Raw genomic sequence first — 19264 nt, 5'->3', positions numbered from 1 at the left:
GCTAACTTAGGGCAGGCATACCTTCCTCCTGTTCACAGCAAACGTCAAGCTGATCGCGGTAACGTCACCCGGTTCGGCACCCGCCGGCCCACCCCGTACGCGAAAAGGGACCGGGACGGCCGCGCGGCGGCCGACCCCGGTCCCTTCCGGAGTGTGAACTCAGTAGCGGTAGTGGTCGGGCTTGAACGGGCCCTCCGTGGAGACGCCCAGGTAGGCGGCCTGCTCCTTGGTGAGCGTGGTCAGCTTCGCGCCGAGCGCGTCCAGGTGCAGCCGGGCGACCTTCTCGTCCAGGTGCTTGGGCAGCACGTAGACGCCGATCGGGTATTCCTCGGTCTTGGTGAACAGCTCGATCTGGGCGATCGTCTGGTTGGCGAACGAGTTCGACATCACGAAGCTCGGGTGGCCGGTGGCGTTGCCCAGGTTCAGCAGGCGGCCCTCGGAGAGCACGATGATCGCGTGGCCGTCGTCGAAGCGCCACACGTCGACCTGCGGCTTGATGTTCTCCCGGGTCACGTCGCTGCGCTTGGCCAGGCCGGCCATGTCGATCTCGTTGTCGAAGTGGCCGATGTTGCCCACGATGGCCTGGTGCTTCATCCGGGCCATGTGCTCGTTGGTGATGACGTCGAAGCAGCCGGTCGCGGTGATGAAGATGTCCGCCTGCTCGACCACGTCGTCCAGCGTGGCGACCTGGTAGCCGTCCATCGCCGCCTGGAGCGCGCAGATCGGGTCGACCTCGGTCACCACGACCCGGGCGCCCTGGCCGCGCAGCGACTCGGCGCAGCCCTTGCCCACGTCGCCGTAGCCCATGACCACTGCCATCTTGCCGCCGATCAGCACGTCGGTGGCCCGGTTGATGCCGTCGATGAGCGAGTGGCGGCAGCCGTACTTGTTGTCGAACTTGCTCTTGGTCACCGAGTCGTTGACGTTGATGGCCGGGAAGAGCAGCGTGCCGGCGCGGTGCATCTCGTAGAGCCGGTGCACACCGGTGGTGGTCTCCTCGGTGACGCCCTTGATGCCGGCGGCGATCCGGGTCCAGCGCTGGTTGTCCTCGGCCAGCGAGCGGTGCAGCAGTTCGAGGATGACCGCGTACTCCTCGGAGTCGGCGGACTCGACCGGCGGTACGGCGCCCGCCTTCTCGAACTCGGCGCCCTTGTGGACGAGCAGGGTGGCGTCGCCGCCGTCGTCCAGGATCATGTTCGGGCCCTGCCCGTCCGGCCAGGCGAGCACCTGCTCGGTGCACCACCAGTACTCCGGCAGCGTCTCGCCCTTCCAGGCGTAGACCGGCACGCCGGCCGGGGCCTCCGGGGTGCCCTCGGGGCCGACCACGATCGCCGCGGCGGCGTGGTCCTGGGTGGAGAAGATGTTGCAGGACGCCCAGCGGACCTGCGCGCCGAGCGCGACAAGGGTCTCGATCAGGACGGCGGTCTGGACGGTCATGTGCAGCGAGCCGGTGATGCGGGCGCCGGCCAGCGGCTGGGCCTCGGCGAACTCACGCCGGATCGCCATCAGGCCGGGCATCTCGTGCTCGGCGAGCCGGATCTCCTTGCGACCGAACGCGGCGAGCGACAGATCCGCCACCTTGTAGTCGCCCTCGGCGAGGGTGCTCGGCCGAGCCTGCGACGACGCGCCGCTGGAGGCCGCGGGGAGGGTGCTGGTCATGGAAGCTCCTGTCGAACGATGTGGTGCGCAGCCTTCCACCTTACGCGCGCGACCCACCCGGCCGGTGCCCGGTTGACCGAGCACACAATCGGCCGGTCGGCGGACAGCGCACGGGGCGGTCGGTCGTGGACGGACTTTCCGTCCACGGCCCGGCCGCCCCGTGCATCCCCCCGGTTTGGTTCCCCCGCACGTCATCGGACCTTCGTCGCGACAACGCTGCGTACCCATAGGGTCACACCACGCCAGTGGGCCGTCAAGCCATTTCAGGAAAGTCGGACTTGCGGCTTTGGCTGAGCGCTCAGCGCAGGCCACAGGTGGCGACGAACGCCTCGCCGTCCCCGCTCAGCGTCAGCGGACCTCCCGCCGCCGTGCCCACAGCGGCCTGTCCCGCGCCCAGCGTGACCACGCCCACCCCGTCGTCCACGGTGAGCTTCCCGGTCCGGCAGAGCACCACCCGCGGCCCGGGCAGCGTCAACCGCGCCCCCGGCGCCCCGGTGGCGACCTCGACCCGGTGCAGCGCGAAGTCCTCCACCGGCACCGGCCACGTCAGCACCCCGGGCGCCACCGTCTCCGGCCGCAGCACCGGCTCGGTCAGCACCTCGAACCGGAGCACCCGCAGCAGCTCGTCCACGTCCACCCGCTTCGGGGTCAGCCCGCCACGCAGCACGTTGTCGCTGGCCGCCATGATCTCCACGCCGGTGCCGCGCAGGTAGGCGTGCAGGTTCCCGGCCGGCATCCAGATGCCCTCGCCGGGCGCCAGCCGGACGTGGTGCAACAGCAACGCCACCACCACGCCCGGATCCTCCGGATAGCCGGCCGCCAGCGTGCGTACCAGCTCGGCGTCCGCCGACCCGGGACCGGCGTCCGCCGCCGCCAGCACGGCCGCCACCAGCCCGGCGCGCTCCGCCCGCGGCCAGCTCAACAGCAGGCGTACCGCCTCCCGCAGCCCCGCCTGCCCGGCGCGCAACGCCGCCACCACAGGTTCCAGCGCGGGTACGCCGAACGCGGCGATCGCCGCCGCCGACTCCCCCGGATCGCGGAAGCCGCACAGCGCGTCGAACTCCGAGAGCGCCACCAGCAGCTCCGGCTTGTGGTACGGATCCACGTAGTTGATCCGCTCCACGTCGGCGGCGTGCCCGGCGCGGGCCTGCTCGGCGTCCGGATGGGCCTGGAGGCTCAGCGGGGAGTCGGCGGCCAGCACCTTCAGCAGGAACGGCAGCCGGGTGCCGAACCGGCCGACCAGCCGCTCACCCAGCCAGTGGCCCGGCTCGGCCACCAGCAACTCGGTGAGGCTGACCGGACGGCCGTCCCGCTGAACGGTGCCCGGTGCGCCCGGGTGGGCGCCCAGCCACAGCTCCGCCTCCGGCCCGTTGCTCGGCACCGGCCGCCCCTGCAACTCGGCGATCGCGGTGCGCGAGCCCCAGGCGTAGTCGCGGATCCGGCCCTGCAACAGCTCCATCGGTCAGCTCCCAGGCCGCCCGGCCACCTCGTCGGCCGCGTGCGCCTCGCCGGTGGTCGCGGCCTCCGGGACGGCGGTCGCCGCCGCCTGCCCGGTGCCCGCCCGCTCCGCCTCCGGCGAGTAGATGTCCGGCTCCAGGTAGATCACCCGGGCGGTCGGCACCTCACGCCGGATCCGGGCCTCGACCGCGTTGATGTCGCGGGCCAGGTCCTCGGCGGTCTCCCAGGCCGGCACCGCGATCTTCGCGGCCACCATCAGCTCCTCGGGGCCCAGGTAGAGCGTCTTCATGTGGATGATCCGCTCGACCTCGGGACCGCTCGTGACGGCCTGCTCGATCTTGGCCAGCTCGCCCTGCTCCGCGCCCTCGCCGAGCAGCAGGCTCTTGGTCTCGATCGCCAGCGTGACCGCGATGACCACGAGCAGCACACCGATCATCGCGGTGCCCGCCGCGTCCCACATGCCGTTTCCGGTGATCAGCGTCATGCCGACGCCGAACAGCGCGAAGACCAGACCGACGAGCGCGCCGAAGTCCTCCAGCAGCACCACCGGCAGCTCCGGGGCCTTGGCCCGGCGGATGAACCGCACCCAGGTCTGGTTGCCCCGGACCAGGTTGGACTCCTTGATCGCGGTACGGAAGGAGAAGCCCTCCATCACGATCGCGGCCACCAGCACCGCCACCGGCACCCACTGCCAGCTCTCGATCGGGTGCGGATCGGACGCCTTGTGGTACGCCTCGTAGAGCGCGAACAGGCCACCGAGGCTGAACAGCACGATCGCCACGATGAACGCGTAGATGTAGCGCTCCCGGCCGTACCCGAACGGGTGCTGCGGCGTGGCCTGCCGCTTGGCCCGCCGGCCACCGAGCAGCAGCAGGCCCTGGTTGCCCGAGTCGGCCACCGAGTGGATCGACTCGGCCAGCATCGACGACGAGCCGGTGAGGGCGAACGCGACGAACTTGGTGACGGCGATACCGAGGTTCGCCGCCAGGGCGGCGACGATCGCCTTCGTGCCCCCGTTCGCGCTCATTCCCCGCCTCGCTCGATGCCCCGTGTGCTCACTGGTTCGCCAGCTCCTTCATCTCCGTGATGGCCGGTACCGCCATCGGGTCCAGCCCGTGTGCCAGGGCGAGGTAGATCGAGGCGAAGTCGGGGACCGCCACCAGCGACGCGAGCCGCTCCAGCGCGGAGCCGCCCTCGGCGGTCACCACGTCGCAGCGCACCCCACGGCGCTCGGCGAGCGTCTGCACCGCGTCCGCGCGGCGCTCCTCGACCGCCAGCGGCTCGTCGGTGTCGTCGTCGGCGTTGAGCCCGCCGTCGCGCAGCAGCACCAGCCGCAGCCGGGTGCCGTCGGACTCGTCGTCGCCCGGGTCGGCGAAGATGTCCCGCTCGCCCTCGGCCAGGCCGCCGAACACGCCGTCGAGCAGGCCGACACGACCCCGGCCCGCCTCGCCCAGCGCGCCGGCGACCACCGGGTAGCGGGCGTTGGCGGACAACGTGTCGCCGAACCGCCGGGCCGCGACGGTCGCCAGCGGGGACGAGCCCCAGACGATCGGGATCGAGCCGGACAGCCCCAGCGCCAGCGACTTCGCCGGGTTGACGAAGGACTCCGCGGTCGGCCGGCATCGATCGGCGTCGGCGTCGAGCCGGGCCGCCGTCTCCGCCAGGTCGGCCTCGTTGACCTTCACCAGCCCGAGGGTACGGGCGGCGAGCAGAACCGGCACGGTGAGCGCCCAGAGGCTGGCGCGCGCCGGCGCGCGCCGGGGCACCGGGATGAACGGCGCCCGGGCCCGCTCCGCCACCGACTGGAGTTGCGAGTCGGGCGCGCCCACCGCCACCAGCCGGGCGCCACGGCGGTGCGCCGCCTCGGCCGCGCCCAGCGCCTCGGGGCTGCGCCCGGACGCGCTCACCGCGATGACCACGTCCGCCGCGCCCACCCAGCCCGGCACGCCGGCGCTGCGGTGCGGGATGACCGGCACCGGGCAGCGCGGCCCGGCGACAGTGGCCAGCACGTCACCGGTACGCCCGGCGGTGCCGATGCCGGCGATGACCACCGCGCGCGGCCGGCCGTCGTCGGCGAGCACTGACAGGTTGGCCTCGGCGGCCAGCGCCGCCGACTCACGCACCTGCGCGCCGGCGGACGCGGTGTGCCGGAGCATGCCGCCCGGGTCCCGCTCGGCCAGCAGCGCCGCGTCGTCGAGCAGGGCCTCATCGGCGTGCCGGTGCCCGCTGACCCCGGCCGTACCCTCCATCACCGCGACGACCCGCCCCGCGCCTCGTCGGCCGCGGGTCCACCGCGCGCCTCGTCCAGCAGGAGCACCGGTACGTCGTCGCGGACCTCGAAGATGCGACCGCACTCGGTGCAGGTGAGCGTCTGCGCCTGCGCGTCGTAGTCGAGCGGGGCGTGATGCGTGTCCGGGCAGGCGAGGATCTCGAGCAACTGCGGGTCCAGGGCCACGGCGCGGCTCCTTCCACGTATGCGGTCTCACCGGTCGGCGGTGCCGATCGGCGCACGCGATCTTATCGGCCAACCGGCCCCGGCACCGGGCCCCGTTCGGCCCCGGTGTCCGGTCCTCCGGCCGGGCAGGTGGCGGCCACCGGGTCACGGCGTGACCACCCACCGTCACGGTAACCCCGGGAGCCGGTCGGGTTCGGCCTCAGTCCGGCAAGCGGGGCAGGAGGCTCGTCGCGTCCCCGCCCGCGGGCGCGGGCGGCGTCGCCCCGGAGACGGGCGGGGTCGGACCGGACGAAGGCGCGCCGTACACGCTGCCCGCCGGACGGGGCGCCGGCGTGCCGCCGTACACCGTGGGGGCCGGCCCGGTGGCGCCGGAGCGGTAGGTGGTGGTGCTGCGTGGCAGCGGGACCGGCGGCTGGTCGGCGACCGGCCCGCCGCCGCTGCGGTCGGCGCGACTGCGGCGCAGCAGCAGGACGATGAGCGCGGCGCCGACGAGCACCAGCCCGATACCGAACCACATGATCATGGAACCTCCGAACGACGAGTCGTCGGCCGCGGCGGTGGCCGGGGCGACGGCAGCGGCGACCGGCGACGTGTCAGTCGCCTCGGCCGGTGTGGTCTCGCTCGCGCTGGGCGTCGGCGAGGGCTTGCGGGACGGACTCGGGCTCGGCGTACGCGGCGCGCCCACCAGCCGGGCCGACCCACCGGCCCGGCCGAGCACGTCACCGTTCGCGGCGCTCGCCTCGCCCGCCAGTTCCAACCGCCCGCCGACGACGCCGGCCAGGAAGGACACCCGGTAGCGCACGGTGGCGCCCTTGCCCTTGCACAGCGGCCGGTCGACCGGCGCGACCTGGGCGGTGGCGACCGCGCCGTCACCACCGGAGACCGGCACCGGCGTCCAGCCGTCCCCGGCGGCCACCTGCACCCGCACCTGGTCCGCCCGAAGGCCCTCCAACCGGAGCCCGATCGCGGTACGCAGCTGCACGCAGCCGTCGGTGCGCTTGCGCACCTCGACAGTCACGCCACCCGGCGAACCCCCGGCGGTGAAGCTGCCCGCCGAGCGCAGCCCGACCCGGTCGTCCCGGGCCGACGCCGGCGACGCCGGGACGGCGATCAGGCCACCCAGCAGCGCGCCGACAATGGCCCACCGCGCCGCGTGCCTCCCCACCGACATCCCCACCTCACCGTTGCGTCCGGACCGGATCCGCCGGTCAGGTTACTACCGGGCCCGGAGGGCACCTTCGCATCGACCACGCCACATGTGTGCCGCGCCACGCGATCACCGCCGGTCCAGGTCACCGCCGGAGACGACGGCCGAGGCGAGCGCCCGGCGGCACAGTTGGTCGGCCGTCCGGGTCGTCTCCGGCAGCCGGTACCGGGGCGTCAGTGCCAGTACCCGTTCGACCGCGTTGTCCAACCCCATCCGGTGCCCGACGCTGACGAAGACCGGCCGGACGCCCTCCCGGGTACGCAGCACCCGCCCGACCACGTCGCCCTCGTCACACAGGTCGGCGCTGTCACCACGCTCGGGGCCCGGCCCGGTCCACGAGCCGACGAGCGGCGTCTTCCCCACGCCGATCGCGGGCAGCCCGGTCACCAGACCCAGATGGCAGGCCAGCCCGAACCGGCGCGGGTGCGCCAGCCCGTGCCCGTCGCACACCAGCAGCTCCGGGCGGACGGTCAGCCGGCCCAACGCGGCCAGCAGCGCCGGCATCTCCCGGAAGGCGAACAGCCCCGGCACGTACGGAAAGGCGGGCCGCCCCACGAACACCGCCTCGTCCACCACGGCGAGGCTGACTGCGTCCAGCACCGTGACAGCGGCGGCGAGTAAATCACCGTCCTGCGCGTACGCCACGTCTAGGCCGGCCACCGTCGCGGGCGCGGCGGGACCGGGCCCCACCAGGTCCACCCGCGACCGCAGCTCCTCCTGTACGCGCCTCGCCTCCGTCGCGTCGGCGGGCGGCACGTACGGCACGGGTGGACTTTCGCCGACGGACATGACGTTCCCGGCCGCGTCAGGAGGCGGAGGCGGCGATGGTGGGGTCGGCGGCGGGGTCACCGGCCTGCTGGAGCTGCTCCTCGAACATCACAAAGGTCCGCCGCCTGACTCCCCTGATCAGCGCCTGCTCATGCGGCGTCGGATATCGGCGTTCCTCCCGCACGGTGTCCTGGATCGCCCGGACGGTCTCGTAGAGAACGAAGATCGGCCCGTCGCCGCGCAGACTCAGACCCCGCTCCTGCTCGACGTACCAGACGAACTCCTCGGGGCTGATCTCGAATATCTCGTCGTCCCTACCGAACAGCAGCCGGTCCACGAGATTGTTCGCCGGCTGCCAGCGGCCGGTGTCGAGTGAGAGTCGCCAGCCCGCCATGCCACCGTCCTCCGTCCTCACCAACTTCACCGGCGAGTCGTAGTACAGGAAGAACTTCGGTAACACGAGCCCGGTCGGGTGCCTCACTGCTTCACGCCTCTCCCAATGTCTTCTGTACCGTGTCCCAGTAGGTGCTCTGCGCGCGCAGCAGCAGACCATCCCGGATCGCCGTCTCCATCGTCGTCAGCGAACGGCCGTCCAACTCCGCCAGGGCGTCAAGGTCGCGCCGAACCTCATACAGCGCATGCTCCCATTCGGCGACATCTTCCAGGGCTTCGAGGTGCAGGCGCAGCTCCCCTACGTGCCCGTTCGAAAGGCGCAGATTGAGCAGGATGTCGCGGTAGCCACTACCGTTCGGAGCAACGAAACGATCCTTGACGTCAAGAATCGTCACCTCGGGATCATCAACGAGGTCACCCAGGGCGTCATAGATGTCATTGAGCGTGAAGAACTCGGCCTTCGCAGCAGCCAAGTCCTTGAGCCGAGAGGCATCATTCCCGTACTCGACCAGTTTGTCCCGCACCCGTTCATCACCCTTGGGCTCGTTACGCCAGCCGGGCTTTCCCCTCTCGCCCGCCAGAGTGGTGGCGATCGTGTTCAGTTCCGCCTGCGCTACGGCCGCTTCGGCACGCAGTTCATTGACGTACGCAGCGACATAGACCGGATCCCGCTTTCTGCTCCTGTCGAAGCCGTCCTGTCCGGCCGGCTGGCGCCGGGAAGCCAGATCCCGCGTCAGCCTGCGCTGCTCAGCGGTGAGTGGAGTGGGAGGAGGTTTCGGGTCGTCCGCCGCTATCTGCGATTCGGGTCCGTCTCTCTCGATATCCGCCAGCACGTCTTGCAACACGTCGATGGCCTGCTGGTGGCTGGCCAGGTGATGCAGGGTCAGCGGTCGCGCGGTCAGCGAGTTCGCGAGTTCCGGTGTCGCCAGGAGCATCCGGACCAGGTCGGGCCGCTCGGCGAGCTGCCGTACCAGCGTCTCGGCCAGCAACTCCTCCCGTCGCGGCGGCGCTTCCCAGCTCTGGTCGAGCATCCGTTGCACGCGCGGGTCGGCGAACAGCCGGCTGAGGTCGGCCGCTGCGGCATCGTCCAGCCCGGGTGCGAGCCGCCGCAGCGTCGGCGCGTCGGCGGCCTGCGCCAGCTCCACGGGTGTCACCCCGGCGGCGAAGGCCGCGTCGAGGCTTCCGCTCTCGGCGAGCACGTCGCGTACGTAGAGCCCGCCGGCTATCCGGTCGGCGTGCGCCTGCCGGTGTTCCTCGCGTACCCGGTCGGGTTGCGGCTCGACGGGCGGCGCGCTGCCCGGCGGGGGTGCGTCCGCCCGGGTGTGGAAAGTGGTGGACTCGCCGAGCAGGTGGACGTGATTGAAGTCCGGCGCGTTCCCGTCGTCGGCCGGCGGCGGCTCGGGCAGGCGTGGCGGCGCCGGGCGGGGCAAGGGCTCGGGCAGGACGTTGAACGTGCCGGGCGGGCGGCCGGTGAGCGGCATCGGCCGTCCGTCAGGGCCGAGCACCAGCGCGTCGACGCCGACCACGTTGCCCTCGAACGGGCGACCGCTGTGGTGGTAGAGCGGCCGGTCGGCGACGGCGCCCGACTGCGGGTCGAGGAAGAGGATCGTGCCGTTCTGGTTCAACGCCACCCAGGCGTGCGATCCGCCACCCTCGAAGCTGGTGATGAGGAAGGCATAGCTGCCGTGGCCGCCCGACGCCAACTGCGCGTAGAGGTCGCGGTAGCCGCGATCCACCAGCCACTGGCGCTGCGGGCCGGTGATGCCGGGCCGGTCGACCGGGCACAGGTTCTGGAACCGGCCGCCAGTGGTCTGCTCGACCCGCAGCGGTCCGTCCGCCTCGCCGCCCACCGGGCGGAGCACGTCACCGCCGAGGTAGCCGTCGAACGTACGCGGAGCGGCGACCCGCGGCCGTCCGTGGACCCATGTCTCGAACAGCGACAGGGTGCAGTCGAGGCAGTTGATGCCCCGGGTCGCGTCCGCCGCCGGTCCGCCGTCGTTCGCCAGGCGGAACCATCCGCCACGCCGGGGATCGGCGGTACGCGCGACGCTGCCGTCCGGGTTGCGGGGCATCTGCCGTTCCAGGTCGGTCTGATGCAGCGCGAGCGGTGGCCGGAGCCCTCCCCGGCGGCCGTAGGGCCGGGACCTGTCGATCGGTTCGGGGTGGCCGTGGCCGGTGAGCGCGGAATGGTCGGCCGTCTCGACCGCGCCGACGGCCAGGTCCGCCACGTCGTCGTTGATCCGGTAGAAGTCGAGGTCGTCCTCGACCATCACCTCGCGCGGCAGACGCTGGCCGGCACGCACCGCCTCCACCTCGTCGACGGCTCGGTAGTGCAGGCGCTCTCGCCGCCGCCCTTCCCGCACGTGCCGGTCAGCGAGGTCGTGTTGCCCGGCTTGGCGCAGCTCGTGTGCCTGCGTGAGGAGCCAACGCGCCGCCTCGTAGTGCTGTTCGGCGAGGTCACGCAGTTCCTTGATCTGCGCCTGCTGCCGGTTCTCCTCGTGCAGGGCACGCTGAGACTGCAGATAGCCCTGGTAGCGCCGCCGGTCGAGGCCCTCCCGATCAGCTTTCAGCCGCGCGGCGCGCTGCTCGGCGGTCTCGCGGGGCCGCGGCTGGACATCGAACGGGCCGGGGTGGGGCGTTGGGGAGTCGGTGGGAGGGCGATGCGGAGCCAAGGACTCCAGCAGCGGGAAACGGGGATTCGGCCCCGGCCGGGGGTCGGGCCCCACGGCCGGCGCTCCCGGGTGCGGTCCCGGCTGAGCGCTGACCGGTGAGGCCGGAGGCGGTCCTGCCTGGCCTCCATTGCTGGTGGGAACGGCCCGGTCCGCCGCGGGTGGCGTCGCGACCTGCGGGTGGTCGGCAGGGGATGCTGGCAGTGTCGTCGGCACTGCTGCTGTGTGAATCGAGTTGGTCGGGGACGGCGTGGGGTGGTCGATCGGCGCCGCCACCGGACCCGCGCCGCTGTGGACGCCGGGCGCGGTCGACGAGGGCGTGGCGACGGGCGCGTCCGTGATCACCGAGGACAACGTGGGGCTCGCGGCGACCGTCGGACGTGCCACGTCGTGCGGGACGGCATCGCCGAGCGGCGTCGTTGGGGGTTCCGGCGCGGAGCGGGGCAGGTCCACGGCGAGCGGGTGCGGGCCGACGACCTGGGGCGAGACGTGCGTCGATGTCACGGGAACGGCGCCCGCGATCGCATCGCCGCCCTGGACGACCGGCTCGGCGACCCGCTGGGCCGGGATGAGCCCGACGGGGTCGCCGACGGGTGGCACGTCCAGCCCGACCGGCGGAACGGTCAGCCCGCTCAACTGCCCGTCGAGGCGGCGTTGCAGCGCGGAGTCGGTCTGGCCGGTGGCGGAGCCGGTCGCGCCGGACGCCGCGGCGCGCGCGAGATCCTCCAGCGACGGGCCGTGACCGGTGGCCAATCCGGCCGCGGTCTCGGCCAGAGTCTCCCCGGCCATCTCCCGGCCGAACCGCTCGCCGATCTCGGCGAACCGCCCGCTCGCATGACGGCCCAGACCCGCGAGCGGCGCGACCGCCCCACCGGCGAAGCCGCCGAGAGCCGACGTGCTCACGTCGGTCAGGTCCAGGCCGTCACGTCGGCCGGTGGTGTTCTGATACGCCTGCGTCGCGAGGTTGGTACCCGCTTCCTGACCGGCCTCCACCAGGCCGCCGAGCGCCGCCCGTCGGGCCAGTCCACGGGCACCGGCCTTCGCCGCCTCCTTCGCGGCCCGCTCACCCGCCTCCTTGAGCCCCTGCTTGACCGCCTTGCGGGCGAGCTGGGCCACCAGGCGCTTGAAGATCTGCTGGACGACGACCCTCGTCGCGGTGATTGCGGCGGCGGCCGCCGGGGAGGCGGCGCCCAGGGTGAGCACGGCGGCCACCGCCAGGGCCAGCAGTTCCACCACCAGGATGCCCAGCTCGATCCAGGCTTCGAGCTTCGCGCCCTCGATGTCGCAGCCGCAGGAGTCGACCAGCCGGCCCAACTCGTCGGTGGCCGCCACGAGGACGTGCAGCGGCGCATCCTCACCTTCGGCGAGCTTGTGCCAGGCCCTGTCGAACGCGCCGGCGACCAGGCCGACGCCGCCGTATCCGCTCTTCACCTCGCCGGCGGCGGCGGTGGCGTCGTCGCGCGGACCGGTCAGGACGCCCGCGACGCCGTACCACTGGTCGGCCAGGTCCCAGACGGAGCGCTCGTTGCCCTCCGGCCACTCGACGCCCACGACCCAGTCGAGCGCTTCGTAGACCCAGCCGGGCACGTCCCACGGGCAGAAGTCGAGCGGGTGCGGGATCGGGCTGGGCAGCATGCTCACGCGCGGATCCTCCGGTGGTCAGCGCCAGGGCCGACGCGGGTTGTGGCCCTGCTGGGGGATCTTTCCGAGGTCACGGGCGTTGCTCAGGTCCGTCTCCACGGTGGCCGCGACCGAGCGGACGACGTCCGACCCGAGCACCTCCAGCGACCGGCCGAGTTGTTCCCACGCGCGCAGCAGCGTCTCGGCGTAGCCCTGGTAGTGCTTGTCGAAGGCGACGCCGATGTCGTCCCGGCCCCAGGGTCGTTGGGCGCTCGCAGTCGCGATCGGGTCGCCTGTCTCCCGCCGGGCCGCGCTCATCGCCTTACCGGACAGGGTCAGGTCGGCGCCGCCGCGCCGGGCCCGGTCCGGGTCCAGCCAGATCTCTCCCCCGGCCACCTGTCACTCGCCGCGTGCCAGCACGGCGTCGGCCCGGCCGAGCAGCGCGCCGAAGTCATTGGTACGCAGGAACTCGACCGACGGTGAACCCGGGGGCAGATAGCCGGAGACCAGCTCGCGGGTGGCGGTGACAGCGGCCGTGGAGGCGCGCAGCACGGTCTCGGTGATCTTCCGGCTCAGCCCTCCGGCATCCCGGTCCCGGAAGACGGCAGGGCTCACCTCGACGCTGATCAGCTCGCCTCGCGCGCCGACCACAGCGGTCACCTGACCGTCGTCGGAGCGTTCGGTGACCCGCAGCTCGGCCAGTTTGACCTGAAGTTCGTCCAGACCGGACCGCAACCGCTGGTACTGGCCGTACACCTCGTCGAATCGCGCGCGTAGTGCACGGTTCGCATCCCGGTCCGCACTCTCGGCCACCGCCACACCCCTTCCGTCACCGTGGGTAGGCCCGACCATACCGGGTGCCACGAAATCCGTGGGGTCCGGTAATTTCAAGTGGTGATCGAGCGACAGCAGGCCGAGCAGATCGCCTCGGTATGGGCCCGGCGGGACTCCGACCGCCTCGGTTTTCCCTGCACGCCGGTGGTCGAGGAGTTCGACCTGGGCTACGTGGTGCTGTCCACTGTGTCCGCCGATGCCCGGGCGCTGCCCGGCGACCTGCCGACCACAGTCATCGACAAGGAGACCGGCGAGGTCTCCACCTGGCCGCGGATTCCGGCGCCGGCGGTCGAGGCGATGTACCGGCAGCAGCGGCCCGATGAACCCCGTGCGCCGCGCGCCGTCGACCCGGCCGCCCAACTGCTGCGCGAGTTGACCCGGCTGCCCACGCCGGGCGCGGCGGCGCACCTCACGCTCGACGGCCGCCGGCACGTCGCGCAGGGTGCCAAAGGAGATGGCGAGGTCCGGCACCATCCGCTGGTGCAGTCCTACCTGGACGATCTAACCCCGGGCCATCTGGTGCGGGGCGGCGAGCGGCACGCCGAGATGATCGTGGTCTCCGACGCGCTGTACGAGCACGACCACCGCCGGACCGCCGAAGGTCTGCCACCACTGACCATCGAGGACGCCCGCGACCTGCTCGGCACCAGCCGGATCGAGGTCTACCGCAGCCGCGAGCCGGGTGATCCGCTTGGCGGACTCGCCGACCTCCCCTGCGACTCGTGCGTCAAGTTCCTGGTGCGCTTCGGGGTACTGCCGTGGCCTGACCTCGCCTTCGTCGAGGAATGGCGCCCGGAACCACGCGAGGTCATTCAACCCGGGAGGTTTCCCGACGAGGTGGCCCACGCGCTCATGGACGGCGGCTGGCAGATCAGCATGTTCAACGAGGCGCTCGCGATGGGCGCGATGACGGAGACGAGAGAGATCGCGGGGCAGCATCACCGGCATGAGCCCTTCCCTGCCGCCGAGGCGGCGCTCACCGCGTTCCCGGCCGTCCTGAGCCGGCGACGCGGCCCCGGGGAGCAGGTCTGGATCAGCCGATTCACCACGAATCCACTCCGGGCCGCACACAGCGCCGACTCTCTCGCCGACTTCGGCGCGGTCATCGGCGCGCGCCTCTTCCCGCTCGGCAGCGAACGTCAGGAGAGCCTCCTCGCCGTCGACGAGCACGGCCGGATCTTCGCCCTCGACCAGGCCGGCGAGTGGTTCCTCGGCGCCGACATCGACGCCGCCCTCACCACCCTGCTGCTCGGCCGCGCCCCCGCCCGGGTCCGCGACGACGGCACGTGGTGAGCGGCGGGCGGGCGAGCGATCAGAGGGCCACGCCGGTCAGCACCGTGACCCGCGGCTCGGTGTAGTCGTCCATGGCGCTGCGCAGCCCTTCCCGCCCGACGCCGGAGCCCTTCATCCCGCCGTACGGCATCTGGTCGGCCCGGTACGACGGCACGTCCCCGACGATCACACCGCCCACTTCGAGCGTGCGGGCGGCGTCGAACGCCACGTCGAGCCGGTGGGTGAAGACGCCGGCCTGCAGGCCGTACGCGGAGTCGTTGACGGCGGCGAACGCGGCCCGGTCGTCCGCGACCGGGGCGACCACCAGCACCGGTCCGAACACCTCCTCGGCGCACACCTTCGCGTCGGCGGGTACGCCGCTGAGCACTGTGGGCGGATAGGTCGCGCCGTCGCGCCGCCCGCCGACCTCGACGACGGCGCCGGCGGCGACCGCCTCGTCCACCCAGGTCTCGACGCGCTGCGCCGCCTCGACCGACACCAGCGGGCCGACGTCGGTCAGCTCGGCGCGCGGGTCGCCGGTACGCAGCGCCTGTACCGCCGCGACGAGCCGGGGCAGGAAGCCGTCGTATAGCCGTTCGTGCACGTAGACGCGCTGCACCGCGATGCAGGACTGCCCGGCCTGGTAGTTGGAGAACGTGGCGATGCGCTGTGCGGCGAACGTCAGGTCGTCGTCCGCCGACCAGTCCGCGCAGATGACCGCTGCGGCGTTGCCACCGAGTTCCAGCGTGACGTGCTTGTCCGGGGCGGCCCGGCGGATGGCCGCGCCGACCGGCCCGGAGCCGGTGAACGACACGACCGGCAGGCGCGGGTCGGCGACCAGTTCGGCGGCGCGCTCGTTCGGTAGCGGCAGCACCGAGAACATGCCCTCGGGCAGGTCCGTCTCGGCCAGGATCTCGCCGAGCAGCAGCGCGGTGAGCGGGGTGGCCGGGGCCGGCTTGACCACGATCGGCGTACCGACGGCGAGCGCCGGGGCGACCTTGTGGGCGACCAGGTTGAGCGGGAAGTTGAACGGCGTGATGCCGAGCACCGGCCCGCGCGGAACCCGCCGGACCAGGGCGATCCGGCCGATGGCGGCGGGGTCGGTGTCGAGCCGTTGCAGGTCGCCGGAGAAGCGCCGGGCCTCCTCGGCGGCCCAGCGGAACGTGGAGACCGCGCGCCCCACCTCGGCCTTCGCCCATTTGACCGGCTTGCCGTTCTCGGCGGTGATCAGCGCGGCGACCTCGTCGGCCCGCCCGGCGAGCCGGCGGGAGACGTGGTCCAGGGCCGCCGCGCGGGCGTGCGCGGGCAGGGCCGCGGCCTCCGCCGCTACCCGGGCGGCCCCCGCGACTGCGGCTTCGACCTGGTCGGCCGTGGCGAGCGTGGTACGCCCCACCGGCTGCCCGTCGTACGGGTGGGTGACTGTCAGCTCGTCCTCGCCGTGGGCGGGGCGACCGGCGACGTAGAAGGCTCTCGGCTCCACGACCGGCAGCCTAGACCACAGGTGCCCACGCGGAAACAGTTGCTCAAACCCTTGTCTGCCTCGGATTTAGTAGCCAAGATGGCAGTCAGATTGCGATAACCTCCGCTGACCCTCTCCCCGGCCACCTTCACGGAGACTTCTGATGAGCGACCAGCAGCAGCTGCGCAACTTCGTCAACGGCGAGTACGTCGACCCGGTGGACGGCGGCTACGCCGACCTGATCGACCCGTGCACCGGCGAGGTCTTCGCCCAGGCCCCGGTCTCCGGCGCGGCGGACGTGGACGCGGCGATGAAGGCCGCCTCCGCCGCGTTCGAGACCTGGCGCGACACCACTCCGGCCGAGCGGCAGCGGGCGCTGCTGAAGTTCGCCGACGCGGTGGAGGCGCGGGCCGCCGAGCTGGTCGACGCCGAGGTCCGCAACACCGGCAAGCCCCGGCAGCTCACCACCGAGGAGGAGCTGCCGCCGGCGGTGGACGAGCTGCGCTTCTTCGCCGGCGCCGCGCGCCTGCTGGAGGGCCGCTCGGCCGGTGAGTACATGGCCGGGCACACCTCGTACGTGCGGCGCGAGCCGATCGGCGTCTGCGCCCAGGTGACGCCGTGGAACTACCCGCTGATGATGGCGGTCTGGAAGATCGCCCCGGCCCTCGCCGCCGGGAACGCGGTGGTGCTGAAGCCGTCGGACACCACGCCGGTGTCGACGCTGCTGCTGGCCGAGATCGCCGCCGAGCACCTGCCCCCGGGTGTGTTCAACGTGGTCTGCGGCGACCGCGACACCGGCCGTACGCTGGTCTCCCACCCGACCCCGCAGCTCGTGTCGATCACCGGCTCGACCCGCGCGGGCATGGAGGTCGCCGCCGCGGCGGCGCCGGACCTGAAGCGGACGCACCTGGAGCTGGGCGGCAAGGCCCCGGTGGTGATCTTCGACGACGCCGACGTGGCGGCGGCGGCCGAGGCGATCGCGATGGGCGGCTACTTCAACGCCGGTCAGGACTGCACGGCGGCCACCCGGGTGCTGACCGGGCCGGGCATCCACGAGGACTTCGTGGCCGCGCTGACCGAGCAGGCCCGCAACACCCGTACCGGCGGGCCGGACGACGCCGACGTGCTCTACGGCCCGCTGAACAACGCCAACCAGCTCGCCCGGGTGAGCGGTTTCGTGGACCGCCTGCCGGACCACGCGAACGTCACCACCGGCGGCGCCCGGGTCGGCGAGCGCGGCTTCTTCTACGCCCCGACCGTGGTCTCCGGCGTACGCCAGGCCGACGAGATCATCCAGGACGAGGTGTTCGGGCCGGTCATCACCGTGCAGCGTTTCTCCGACGAGGACGAGGCGGTGCGCTGGGCCAACGGCGTGGACTACGGCCTGTCCGCCTCGGTGTGGACGCGCGACCACGGCCGGGCCATGCGGATGACGCGGCGGCTGGACTTCGGCTGCGTCTGGGTGAACACGCACATCCCGTTCGTCTCGGAGATGCCGCACGGCGGCTTCAAGCACTCCGGCCACGGCAAGGACCTGTCGGTCTACAGCCTGGAGGACTACACCCGGGTCAAGCACGTCATGCACAACATCGAGGGCTGATCGCGATGGCCACCAGCGAGGAGCTGCACAAGCGCCGGGTCGAGGCGGTGGCGCGGGGCGTCGGCAGCACCATTCCCGCGTACGTGGACCGGGCGGGCGGCGGCACGATCACCGACGTGGACGGGCGGGAGTGGATCGACTTCGCCGCCGGCATCGCCGTCACCAACGTGGGCAACTCCGCGCCGCGTGTGGTCGAGGCGGTACGCGCGCAGGTCGAGCGGTTCACCCACACCTGCTTCATGGTCGCGCCGTACGAGTCGTACGTGGCGGTCTGCGAGCAGCTCAACGCGCTGACCCCGGGTGGTTTCGGGAAGCGCTCGGCGTTGTTCAACTCCGGCGCCGAGGCGGTGGAGAACGCGGTGAAGATCGCCCGGCACGCGACCGGGCGGCCGGCGGTGGTGGTGTTCGACCACGCGTACCACGGCCGGACCAACCTGACCATGGCGCTGACCGCGAAGAACATGCCGTACAAGCACCGGTTCGGGCCGTTCGCCGGTGAGGTCTACCGGGTGCCGATGTCGTACCCGCTGCGCGACGGCGGGCTGGACGGCGCCACCGCTGCGGCCCGCTCGATCGAGATGATCGAGAAGCAGGTGGGCGCGGAGAACGTTGCGGCGCTGCTGATCGAGCCGATCCAGGGCGAGGGCGGTTTCGTCGTACCCGCTGAGGGTTTCCTGCCGGCGCTGCGCGAGTGGGCGACGGCGGCCGGGGTGGTGTTCGTCGCCGACGAGATCCAGACCGGTTTCTGCCGCACCGGCGACTGGTTCGCCTGCGAGCACGAGGGCGTCGAGCCGGACCTGATCACGCTGGCCAAGGGCATCGCGGGCGGGCTGCCGCTGGCGGCGGTGACCGGCCGGGCGGAGCTGATGGACGCGGTGCACGTCGGCGGTCTGGGCGGCACGTACGGCGGCAACCCGATCGCCTGCGCCGCCGCGCTCGCGTCGATCGAGACGATGCGGGAGCTGGACCTGGCCGCCGCCGCGCGCCGGATCGGCGCGGTGATGGGTGAGCGGCTGCGCGCGATCGCCGCCGGTGACCCGCGCGTGGCCGAGGTACGCGGCCGGGGCGCGATGCTCGCCGTGGAGATCGTCGTACCGGGCACGTCGACCCCCGACCCGGCCGCCACGGCGGCGATCTCGGCGGCCTGCCACGCGGCCGGGCTGTTCACGCTGACCTGCGGCACCTACGGCAACGTGCTGCGGTTCCTGCCGCCGCTGGTCATCTCCGACGACGAGCTGGGCCGAGGGCTGGACATCCTGGCGGCCGCCTTCGGCTGACCCCGGACGTGGAACACCATGGGCCGATCATCCCCAGGACCGGCCCATGGTGTCCCACCCCGGAATTCAGCGAATCAGCTCGACGGTGTTGCGCCGGACCAGGTTCTTGCCCGGTTCCCGGATGGCGTCCATGGCGGCGGTGTTGAGCAGCACGCAACTACCGGACGGCCCGGTGACAGTCACGGTCACCGCCTTGTTGTTGTCGAGGTTCGTCACCCGCAGCCGGGTGCCGAGCGGGAACTGGCCGCTGGTGGCGGCCGGTGCCCCGCCTTCGGCGAAGAACGTGAGCGCGCCGGAGCAGACGCTGCCGCCGATCGGCTGCGCGGCGCCGGGCCGGGTCTCGCCCGGTTGCGCGCCCGGGGCCGGGGCGGCGGCGCCGTCGAGGCGTTCCACCATGTTGCGGCGGATGACGTTCTTGCCCGGCTCGCGTACCAGGTCCATGGCGGCGGCGTTGAGCAGCACGCAGCTACCGGACGGCCCGGTGACCGTCACCGTGGCCACCTTGCGGTTGTCGAGGTTCGTCACCCGCAGGCGTGTGCCCACCGGGAACCTGTCGCTCGTCGCGGCCGGCGGGCCGCTCTCGGCCGAGAAGG

The 19264-nt window shown here is 72.6% G+C and carries 16 protein-coding genes; 3 read left to right on the top strand and 13 right to left on the bottom strand.

From position 1 onward, the window contains the following. Positions 1–159 precede the first annotated feature (159 nt). The 11 genes from ahcY to KBX43_RS12255 all read right to left on the bottom strand — a co-directional run bounded on the left by ahcY (position 160) and on the right by KBX43_RS12255 (position 13042). Complete coding sequence (gene ahcY / locus KBX43_RS12305; RefSeq protein WP_043326405.1) at positions 160–1659, bottom strand: adenosylhomocysteinase; 1500 nt, start codon at positions 1657–1659, stop codon at positions 160–162. A gap of 298 nt (positions 1660–1957) precedes the next feature. Next, positions 1958–3118 (bottom strand): mannose-6-phosphate isomerase, class I, encoded by a 1161-nt coding sequence (gene manA / locus KBX43_RS12300; protein WP_210884455.1) that lies wholly within the window; start codon positions 3116–3118, stop codon positions 1958–1960. 3 nt (positions 3119–3121) lie between these two features. Then, entirely contained in the window at positions 3122–4144 is a 1023-nt protein-coding gene (locus KBX43_RS12295; RefSeq protein WP_210884453.1) for a cation diffusion facilitator family transporter, read from the bottom strand. Between the two features lie 28 nt (positions 4145–4172). Further along, positions 4173–5369, bottom strand: coding sequence for an SIS domain-containing protein (locus KBX43_RS12290; RefSeq protein ID WP_043326408.1), 1197 nt, complete (start codon positions 5367–5369; stop codon positions 4173–4175). Next, on the bottom strand, positions 5366–5572 hold the full coding sequence (locus KBX43_RS12285; RefSeq protein WP_030501390.1) for a Trm112 family protein: 207 nt from the start codon (positions 5570–5572) through the stop codon (positions 5366–5368). The genes KBX43_RS12290 and KBX43_RS12285 overlap by 4 nt, the downstream gene beginning before the upstream one ends. Positions 5573–5771: 199 nt before the next feature. Next, positions 5772–6743, bottom strand: coding sequence for a hypothetical protein (locus tag KBX43_RS12280; RefSeq protein ID WP_210884449.1), 972 nt, complete (start codon positions 6741–6743; stop codon positions 5772–5774). A gap of 105 nt (positions 6744–6848) precedes the next feature. Then, the gene (nfi, locus tag KBX43_RS12275) at positions 6849–7568 is read right to left on the bottom strand and encodes a deoxyribonuclease V (protein ID WP_210884447.1); all 720 of its coding nucleotides are present in this window, start codon (positions 7566–7568) and stop codon (positions 6849–6851) included. Positions 7569–7584: 16 nt separating this feature from the next. After that, positions 7585–7941, bottom strand: coding sequence for a hypothetical protein (locus KBX43_RS12270; RefSeq protein ID WP_247677353.1), 357 nt, complete (start codon positions 7939–7941; stop codon positions 7585–7587). A gap of 91 nt (positions 7942–8032) precedes the next feature. Beyond that, a complete protein-coding gene (locus KBX43_RS12265; protein ID WP_307851510.1) occupies positions 8033–12196 on the bottom strand; it encodes a toxin glutamine deamidase domain-containing protein in 4164 nt (1387 codons plus the stop codon). 72 nt (positions 12197–12268) lie between these two features. Next, complete coding sequence (locus KBX43_RS12260) at positions 12269–12625, bottom strand: hypothetical protein (RefSeq protein ID WP_064447725.1); 357 nt, start codon at positions 12623–12625, stop codon at positions 12269–12271. A 3-nt stretch (positions 12626–12628) separates the two neighbouring features. Beyond that, entirely contained in the window at positions 12629–13042 is a 414-nt protein-coding gene (locus tag KBX43_RS12255; RefSeq protein ID WP_043326418.1) for a YbaB/EbfC family nucleoid-associated protein, read from the bottom strand. A gap of 78 nt (positions 13043–13120) precedes the next feature. Between KBX43_RS12255 and KBX43_RS12250 the strand changes: the two genes are divergently transcribed. Further along, complete coding sequence (locus KBX43_RS12250; RefSeq protein WP_210884441.1) at positions 13121–14356, top strand: SUKH-3 domain-containing protein; 1236 nt, start codon at positions 13121–13123, stop codon at positions 14354–14356. A gap of 19 nt (positions 14357–14375) precedes the next feature. On the opposite strand, the gene KBX43_RS12245 is transcribed toward KBX43_RS12250, so the two are convergent. Beyond that, on the bottom strand, positions 14376–15815 hold the full coding sequence (locus KBX43_RS12245) for an aldehyde dehydrogenase family protein (RefSeq protein WP_210884440.1): 1440 nt from the start codon (positions 15813–15815) through the stop codon (positions 14376–14378). 142 nt (positions 15816–15957) lie between these two features. On the opposite strand from KBX43_RS12245, the gene KBX43_RS12240 reads away from it, so the two are divergent. Continuing rightward, positions 15958–17394 (top strand): gamma-aminobutyraldehyde dehydrogenase, encoded by a 1437-nt coding sequence (locus KBX43_RS12240; RefSeq protein ID WP_030501380.1) that lies wholly within the window; start codon positions 15958–15960, stop codon positions 17392–17394. A 5-nt stretch (positions 17395–17399) separates the two neighbouring features. Next, positions 17400–18671, top strand: a complete 1272-nt coding sequence (gene gabT / locus KBX43_RS12235; protein ID WP_210884439.1) for a 4-aminobutyrate--2-oxoglutarate transaminase — start codon at positions 17400–17402, stop codon at positions 18669–18671. A gap of 66 nt (positions 18672–18737) precedes the next feature. Here the strand turns inward: gabT and KBX43_RS12230 are convergent. Beyond that, a partial coding sequence (locus KBX43_RS12230; RefSeq protein ID WP_210884438.1) for a hypothetical protein occupies positions 18738–19264 on the bottom strand: 527 nt, incomplete at its 5' end.

It is taken from the genome of Micromonospora sp. C41, from assembly GCF_018070485.1.
In the GTDB taxonomy this organism is placed as follows: domain Bacteria; phylum Actinomycetota; class Actinomycetes; order Mycobacteriales; family Micromonosporaceae; genus Micromonospora; species Micromonospora chalcea.
This window is presented reverse-complemented; position numbering and strand designations above follow the sequence as displayed.